8 protein-coding genes are annotated in these 8,500 nt (G+C 32.4%); 4 read left to right on the forward strand and 4 right to left on the reverse strand.

Annotated features, from left to right (window positions below; translation table 11 throughout):
* Positions 1-164: 164 nt before the first annotated feature.
* Positions 165-1,217, forward strand: a complete 1,053-nt coding sequence (locus ACNQGJ_RS16670) for a serine hydrolase domain-containing protein (protein WP_417980398.1) — start codon at positions 165-167, stop codon at positions 1,215-1,217.
* Positions 1,218-1,492: 275 nt separating this feature from the next.
* Entirely contained in the window at positions 1,493-2,575 is a 1,083-nt protein-coding gene (locus tag ACNQGJ_RS16675) for an L-dopachrome tautomerase-related protein (protein WP_417975073.1), read from the forward strand.
* 554 nt (positions 2,576-3,129) lie between these two features.
* On the opposite strand, the gene ACNQGJ_RS16680 is transcribed toward ACNQGJ_RS16675, so the two are convergent.
* Positions 3,130-4,092, reverse strand: coding sequence for an aldo/keto reductase (locus ACNQGJ_RS16680; RefSeq protein ID WP_417975075.1), 963 nt, complete (start codon positions 4,090-4,092; stop codon positions 3,130-3,132).
* 226 nt (positions 4,093-4,318) lie between these two features.
* On the opposite strand from ACNQGJ_RS16680, the gene ACNQGJ_RS16685 reads away from it, so the two are divergent.
* Together ACNQGJ_RS16685 and ACNQGJ_RS16690 are read left to right on the forward strand one after the other, a co-directional pair.
* Positions 4,319-4,540 carry a winged helix-turn-helix transcriptional regulator gene (locus ACNQGJ_RS16685; RefSeq protein WP_417975085.1) on the forward strand — a complete coding sequence of 74 codons (222 nt, stop codon included), beginning with the start codon at positions 4,319-4,321 and terminating at the stop codon, positions 4,538-4,540.
* A gap of 44 nt (positions 4,541-4,584) precedes the next feature.
* Positions 4,585-5,013: a copper resistance protein NlpE N-terminal domain-containing protein gene (locus ACNQGJ_RS16690; protein ID WP_417975077.1), complete on the forward strand. Its 429-nt coding sequence runs from the start codon at positions 4,585-4,587 to the stop codon at positions 5,011-5,013.
* A 123-nt stretch (positions 5,014-5,136) separates the two neighbouring features.
* Here the strand turns inward: ACNQGJ_RS16690 and ACNQGJ_RS16695 are convergent, their stop codons facing one another.
* The 3 genes from ACNQGJ_RS16695 to ACNQGJ_RS16705 all read right to left on the reverse strand — a co-directional run bounded on the left by ACNQGJ_RS16695 (position 5,137) and on the right by ACNQGJ_RS16705 (position 7,934).
* On the reverse strand, positions 5,137-6,591 hold the full coding sequence (locus tag ACNQGJ_RS16695; RefSeq protein WP_417975079.1) for a hypothetical protein: 1,455 nt from the start codon (positions 6,589-6,591) through the stop codon (positions 5,137-5,139).
* 490 nt (positions 6,592-7,081) lie between these two features.
* Positions 7,082-7,537: a hypothetical protein gene (locus ACNQGJ_RS16700; RefSeq protein WP_417975081.1), complete on the reverse strand. Its 456-nt coding sequence runs from the start codon at positions 7,535-7,537 to the stop codon at positions 7,082-7,084.
* Positions 7,527-7,934 carry a helix-turn-helix domain-containing protein gene (locus ACNQGJ_RS16705; RefSeq protein WP_417975083.1) on the reverse strand — a complete coding sequence of 136 codons (408 nt, stop codon included), beginning with the start codon at positions 7,932-7,934 and terminating at the stop codon, positions 7,527-7,529. The genes ACNQGJ_RS16700 and ACNQGJ_RS16705 overlap by 11 nt, the downstream gene beginning before the upstream one ends.
* Positions 7,935-8,500 lie beyond the last annotated feature (566 nt).

Below are 8,500 nucleotides of genomic sequence, written 5' to 3' on the forward strand. Positions count from 1 at the left end.
TGCGCGGTATTCCTGTGATGTGTTGCATCATTAAATATACAACTTTTCTTCCTTTTATTTTACATTAAGTGTTATATTTGAAAGAAATAAACGGAAGTTTTTTCACAGACTGACGTTAGACGACAGTTAACCTAAAAACCACACAGACAATAGCAAATCAAATTATGCAATATATTAAACTACTATCCTTACATTTCATAGTTCTATTACTTTTGACAAATATTGTTTTTGCTCAAACTAAACAAATAAAACAAATTGACTCTTTAATGAAATGGTCAAATCAGATTGGAATTTTTAACGGAAATGTACTTGTTTCAAAAAATAATAAAATAATATATAACGCATCATTTGGATTTACAGATGCCACTAAAACTAATAAATTAACCACTGACTACAGATTTAATATTGGCTCAATAACAAAGGAATTCAGTGCGGTTGCTTTAATGCAGTTAAAAGAACAAGGTAAACTGCAACTGAACGATAAGGTTTCTAAATTTATTCCCGAATTACCAAAATGGGCAAATGAAGTTGAAATTAAAGATTTATTACAATACACAAGTGGAATACCTAATGTAAATTGGAAAAGTATTAAAAATGACAAAGATCTTTATGATGGTTTAATACTCATTGATACCCTTGATTTTAAGTCTGGTACAGATTACGATTATAATAACAACAATATATTTTTAAGACAATTTATTGTTGAACGATTAACCAAAATGCCTTTTAAAGCATATGCAGAAAAATTCATTTTCAAGCCTTGTAAAATGGATTCGGCTGAATTGACTCCTTTAAAAGGCGAAGAAAATATAGCCAAAGGATTTAATAATAATTTAGTTCCAGACAAAACAGATTTACCAATAACAGGAGGAACTTACTTGACAACTATTGATTTATTAAAATGGGCAAATTGTCTTCACAATGATAAAGTAGTTAGTAAAAAATCACTTTATGAAATAGGACAACAATTTAATTTGCCAGAAACTCAATCAGCATTGGGGCAAGCAAAATTTAAAAACGAAAATTTAATAGAGCATTTACACGATGGAAGAGCTGGAAATCATGAAGCTATTTTAGTTTCAGATATTGATGAAAAGTTTACAGTTATTCTATTAGATAATAATTATAATGGAAAAGTTTTTGAAATTTCAAATGCGATTATAGCAATTTTGAAAAACCAAAGATATAACCTTCCGAACAAAATAATTAAAAAATAACCCGATCGCTCTGATATGCATAATGGTTAGCGCAGTTTTGCAAACTGTGCCCACAACGGAAGCAAATAAAATAATAGACAAACTGCATGGGATTGCTTCGTTCCTCGCAATGACTTAAACAAGTTGCTCGGAAATAAACCCGATCACTTCGATGTCTAAAATCATTGCCGTATTTTTGCAGACTGTGTACACAACGAGCAGCAAATAATCTGAATGGCATTGCTTCGTTCCTCGCAATGACTCAATGCAATCGCCCACAAATAAAACCATCTAAAATGAAAAAGATCCTTATAATATTTTCAATAGTTACATTATTTATTTCTTGTAAAGAAGCAACTAGCAAAAAAGCAGCCGAAGTTAAAAATCAACAAGTTGACAGCACAGCAAATCAAGTGTCAGAAGTTGCTGCGTTCAAAGGGCAACAAGTTACCGGAGTTACACTTACTGATGCCGGGCGAATTTTTGTAAACTTTCCGAGATGGAGAAAAGGAGTTGATGATTCCGTCGTGGAAATAACAAATACTACCGTTCAAGAAAGCTATCCGGATGAAAATTGGAATTCTTGGGAGATTGGACAGCCAGTTGTGGCCAATAAATTTGTTGGAGTGCAATCAGTAGTTGCCTTTGAAAACCAATTGTATGTTTTAGACACCAGAAGTCAATTATTCGAAAATGTACTGGATGCGCCTCGTCTTTTTGTTTTTGATCTAACAACTGATAAATTAGTTAAAACCTATGTTCTAGATAAAAACAGCTACCACCCTGATTCTTATATCAACGATCTTAGGATAGATAAAAAAACTCAAAAAATCTATCTTACTGACTCAGGAAACTCTGGTATTGTCATCATAGACATTAAATCCGGTCGTTTCAGAAGAGTTTTAGACAACCATAAATCAACAGCTGCCGAACAAGGCTTTTTGACATTTGGAGACAAAAAATGGCAAAATACAATACATTCTGATGGAATAGCACTGGACACTGTAAACGACCGACTTTATTTTCATGCCCTTACAGGATACAGCCTCTATTCAATTGCAACAAATATGCTTGACTCTGAAGATGAAAAAAGCATGGAAGAAAGCGTTCGACTTGAGGCAAAAACTGCCGCACCGGACGGCATGTTATTTGATGACAACGGCAATTTATATTTTGCCGATTTAGAAAACAATAAAATCCAGTATCGAAAACCAGATGGCAGTATTCACACTTTGGTAGAAGGTGATATGATAAAGTGGGCAGATACATTTAGTATATATAACAACTACTTATATTTTACAAACTCAAGAATAAATGAGGTTACAGCTGATATTTCAAATTTGACTTTTACTTTAAACAAAATCAAATTAGCCAAATAGTAAAAAAAGTTTCTTAACAAATCCAGCATTTGTAACGGATACAAAGTTTACTGATTTGAAACAATCGTTTATAGTTTCAATCTATGATGTAAAATGGGTTTGATTTTTCGGACCCATTTTTTTTATCAAAAAAAATAAGTTTCACAACTTTCACAACTTACAATGTCACAGCAATGGTTGTGCAAAAATAGAGATGAATGTCAACAGCAAAAAAAGATGCCGATCGCTCGGATATCCACAGTCGTCAGCGCAGAATTACTTCGCCCGATCGCTCGGATATTCACAATCGTTAGCGCAGAATTGCATTTTGTGCCCACAATCTAGCACAGTATTATAAATGGTAAAAATAACGTCATGCTACATAATTCGGATAAATAACCGTGGGTTTACATATTGTAGAGATTACATGAAAGTTATCTCCAACTTTTCATCCAACCTTCTCATTTACACTTAAATCACTGTAAAAATTGACTTTGTAAATTTAACAAAAGCAGAATAAAGCACTTAAAACAATAAATACTCATTTACTTGAAAGCTATATTTTCAACTGAGAGCTAACCTCTAATGGTTGCTAACAAATCATGTGGATAACCTAAAGAAACGGCGCTTAGCTCATCTAGTTTTATAATATGATCAGCAGTTAGTTGAATAGATGTCGCTTTTAGTCCCTCATTAAAATGATGAATTGTACGTGCTCCAACTATTGGAAAGGCCCCTTTCGATAAAACCCAAGCTAAGGCAACTTGGCCAGGAGTAGCATCAAGTTCTTCTGCAATGATAAAAAGTTGATCCAGAATTGTTTTTGTATTTTCATTTTCTTGGTAACCAGAAGTTGAAGTAAGAGTTATGCGTCCAGTTTCACCTTTTCTGTACTTTCCTGTCAGCAAGCCACCTGCTAACGGTGAATAGGTCATTGTACCTAAACCAAATTGTGCAGCCATAGGTATAAATTCACGATCTGCAGTACGCTGTAATAAGTTATATTCAATCTGAATCGCAGTTAATTTTGTTGAACTGGCGACAGTGGCCGCTTTCCAAGCAGGGAAGTTTGCTAAACCTGTATATAAAACTTTTCCGCTATTTACCAAATCTTCCAAGCCTCTAACAATTTCATCAAGTGGCGTTACGCCATCATCAAAATGCGGCATGTAAATATCAATGTAATCTGTCTTAAGTCGTTTCAAGCTTGATTCTATTGCTTGCCGCATAGCTTTTCGATGATTTCCAAAATTACTGATTTTTGGATCTGCTTCACTACTTCGTGTGTATTTGGTACAGATAATAAAGTTATTGCGTTGATTTTCAATAAATTTACCTACCACCTCTTCGGATTCGCCAAGTTGGTATTGATCGGATGTATCTATAAAATTCCCTCCTGCATCTGCATAAGCAGTTAATATTTCCTTGGCTTCTTCGGGATTTGTTCCGTAACCCATTCTAGTTCCAAAATTGGCTGTTCCTAATATAATCTCGCTAGAATATAGACCTGTGCTTGTTCCAAATAACTTATGTTTCATAATATTTTAATTTTTATAATGCAAAATTAACGATAGCTACTAAAACATACAAGTACGTCTAAATTTAGCTATATTCAGAATTACATTTATATAGCCTATATTTGATATTTAAATTAATTTGTGATGTACAAAAAAAAGACACCAGTCTCTTTGTGGGCTGCATTTATTTATGGCGATAAGTAATGGGAAATGGAAAATTAGCTTAATTTAGTGTATTTATTCAGGAATAAAGCGTTCAGTAGAACTGCAGCGAAAAATGCATAAAGCATCTCGAAGGGTTTTGGATACACAACAAAATCAGTTAATAAATCATGGTATTCTAACGAAAATCACTTACGATGAACGTCCTTTAAAAGTCGAATATGAACTGACCCTTTTAGGAGAAACAGTAATCTTTGTGGTCACAGATTGCAAAGCCGCGTTATCGGAATACGATTGTTTTCACTAGCACAGTAAATTCGAAAAGCATTAACACATTTAAAAACCAAACCGATGAAAGTACTATTTACCACCTTACTTTTTTTGTTCAGCCTTACAATTTTCGCGCAATCGAATCCATTTGCCGGTGATTACAATCGCACTTTTAGCAAAGAAGGAGATCATTTAATTGAATATAAATTGACCTTACAACAAGATGGAACATTCGTGTTTCATTCGTATTCTAAAATTAAAAACGGGTTTCCACCTGAAGTAAATAAATACGGAAAAGGAAAATGGACTGCGAAAGACAACGTTATTACTTTCTCTTCCAACAAACAAGAAGATTTTGATGCAAAATATACGTTGGATTTCGATAAATCCAAGGCGAGATTTGTTACTAAAAATCCCAGAGATAAAACGGATCGAATAATCAAGACCAAACTTACATTTGTAGAATCAGAAATCTTTTGGATACAAAGACTGGATGTTTTTAAAATATAAAACGCATTACAACTCAAAGCCAGCCAATAAGCATTGACTGCACAATCTTTCTTAAAAATAAAGTCTTAAAAACTATAAAAAAAACCTCGTTTAGATTGATAAACGAGGTTTGTCTTTTATACTTTAATTGGAGTATTTGCATTCATTATATTCTTTTACAATATTGATAAGGTTTTCCTCAATTTTTAAATCAAATACTTCTTTCTTAATTTCATTGGATAAATCTTTGCATGAACTTAGATACTCTGCCAGTTCAATTGAAATATTTTTATTATTTCGTTTATCAATCATTTGCCCTGATTCTTGATTTTTAATCTTTAGTACATATCGCTCTTTTTCAACTGGATCAACCAAAAGTGAATTGTCTTTTTCTGAAAAGACTACCCTATAAAAATAAGCGTTATTAAAACCTAATGACATTGCGTTTGAAAGTTTTTTCATCACATCACCTTTAACTTTCATTCCCCTATAACAAGTTTCGGAGCCATCTGCATTTTTTACATAAAAAACAGTATTGTCTTTTGCAGCTAAAGTGACTATTCTTTCTTTTCCTTTTTCATTGAGATACTTAACCGTGACAAATTTTCCATATTTATCAATTGCATCAATAACTTCGGTATTTCCTGTTTGATTAATATCTAATTTTTCAAATGGGGCTGTCAATGTTCCCTCATATTTCACACCCTTATCATCAATTGCATACCCTTTTACGTTATATACATTCACACTTCTTTCTTTTGCGATACGAATCTTTTCTTTTAATAAATTGGCGTTATATACTTTTGCTTGATGCTCTAAAGTAATATCACGATAAACTAGTTCTCCTATTAATTCTTTAAAAAAAACCACATTATCTATCCCTGAAAAATGACTGGTCGACTGATAGGTAAATTTACTATCAGTGTATAAAGTAACCTCTATATCATTATCAAGATTTCCTTTTATTTGTGCAGTTGCAACTTTATTATTGTCTAAATCATAAACGTTTGCAAAATTACTTGAACTCATTGGTGTATAACCAGAACCTATTACTCTACCCACTATAGACGTTCCAGCTGTACCACCAAACATAACAGTTCCATCATTTTTCACATAAGGGTTATAACGGGAAATTTTCTCTTGTTTTTCTTTTCTTGATTCTAAAACATCAACTTTTGATTTAAAAGCTTTATCTGAAATACTCTCTCTTTGTGTTGCAAAAAACTCAGTTATTTTATTCTGATTAAATCCATTAGAATCAAACAAGCCATATTTTACGGAAAGTAAATGCAGAATGATTTTTGTTGGACTGAATGAAGTAATTAATACATCATAGGGAATTTCAGTTGTTTTAGTTCCATCTGCTGAAGTAATAGTAAACCATTGATTCATAATTGTTTGTCCTACCGCCATGGCTTTATATTCAACTGTAAACTGTTTTACATTATTCAAATCCGACAATTCGTATTGGCTGGAAATTTTATCGTTTAATATCGCTACTTCCTTTTCATCGACCAGAACTTTATCCTTCTTGGTCTTAATTTTTTGAGCAAGTACAATCATTGGTAATAACAATAGCAGAAGAATAATTTTTTTCATATTTGATTTTTTTAGTAAATATAAGTAATTTTTGTAATATTTTTAATATAAAAATAGTATAAGAATATCTGTTCTTCAATACTCGTCCAACGGATTGACACAATCATTAGCATAGTTTTGCAAACTGTGCCTAACGAAGAGCAAGCAATACAAATCCACAATCAAAGTCCGTGCGAGGAACGAAGCAATCTCACTAGCAAAAGCAAACCCAACAAATTATTTAAAAGGATATACCCCAGCTCTGTGAAATCTCCCGACCTCGTACCTGATCGCTCGGAAACACACTAGATTTATCGTTAACGCATTACCGTCACTTCGAGTGATTTTAAACAGTAATGCGATAGCTTTACTATTTAAAATCGTATCGAGAAGCCTTTCTGTAATCATATTATGGTCGCTTTGTCTTCACTCCCTAAGATCCTTTTTTAATAAAAAAAATGTCCCAAATATTTACAATAAATGGGACAAATTATACTTTCTATTTTGAATTTTATTTACTTCCTTTTTCTAACAAATCATTAGGATTAATAACGGGTAGAATAAAATCGCTTAATACTGTTCCTTGAAAACGGGTCATTAAAATCCCTCTTGAAGTTGAATACGTTATAGAAGCCAATGCGTTTCCCAAAGCGGGATGAATAGTAATGGTTTCATCTTTTTTCAGAGTGGTAAGTTCCTCGATATTATCTACATAAAAAACATAGACAAAACTGAAATTCCCAACTGCTTCTTCAGTGGTGTCTTCATCACTTTTAGTCTCGACATGTACAGAAAAATCAGCTTTAACCAATTTGTCTTCAAGATTAAATCCTAACTCGAAATCAACATTGAAAGTATGACCGGCTACTTTTTCATTTTCAAAATCAAATGGGCTGTTGATTTGTCCTTTAATGATTTTGAAATCTACAATTTCTATTTTCTCTGGTTGTAAAATATTAGCTGACATTTGCTAATGGTGTTTTTGATTTAGTTTTAGATTTTTTCCACACATTAGTATACGTTACATCTCTGGTAGTTACATGTGCATTCTTGTATACAGTAATATATCTTTTACCACCTATATAAGTAGACACAGGCTTTCTATGAGGCACATGGATAATGGTATCACCCAATTCCGCTTCTAATTTTGCAAGGGAACGCAAAGTAAAATTATGTTCTCCCACCAACCATTTATTCACTTCCGAAGGTCTTTTTGCTAATTTATCAGCTAAATCCTTTTGGCTAAATCCTTTTTCCTTTAATAGCTGATGTACGCGTACTACAATATCAGCGTATAACCTTGTGAAAATTTTTGTTTCTTCGGGTGTTTCTGCTAAAATTCTTTGGGCTACTTTGCTTCTCATAATTTGGAATTTTTAGAGGATGATTTCATCTATTTAACGGTGTAAAAAGTGCGCTTTACTCCTTCATCATCCCATATTTCTAGAATAAATACATTCACTTTATTCCCTTTTTTTAAACAAAAATACACTTTTAAGTGTATTTTACTATTATTTATAATATTTTTTTTTATTTTTTTCAAATATTGAGTATCGGTATTCTTTTCAATCCATTACTTTTTTAATTATGAATACCCAGATCCCTCGGATATATCTTCGAGTTCGATAGCGCATTCTATGATAAAAAACAAGCGATATTTTAAAAATTAGCAGGCAAATTTATATGTATTTATGTATGGGGTTTGCCTGTTAATTACTGAAAAGACCCGACCAATAATTTTGCATTTTACATTGTTTAAAACCAGCATAGCATTCTTACCCTCTGCTTTTTTTCTTTCATAATATTCTTTGAGTGGATATGCAAATAAAACCCGCAGTATTAGTTAAGCAACATTTTTAAAATTATTTTTCTGTTTCCAGAATTCTTCTATTGTTTTGTAATCTAAGGCGGAATGCCTTCTTTTTCTGTT

Origin of the sequence: Flavobacterium cryophilum (assembly GCF_048286555.1) — a bacterium.
GTDB lineage: Bacteria > Bacteroidota > Bacteroidia > Flavobacteriales > Flavobacteriaceae > Flavobacterium.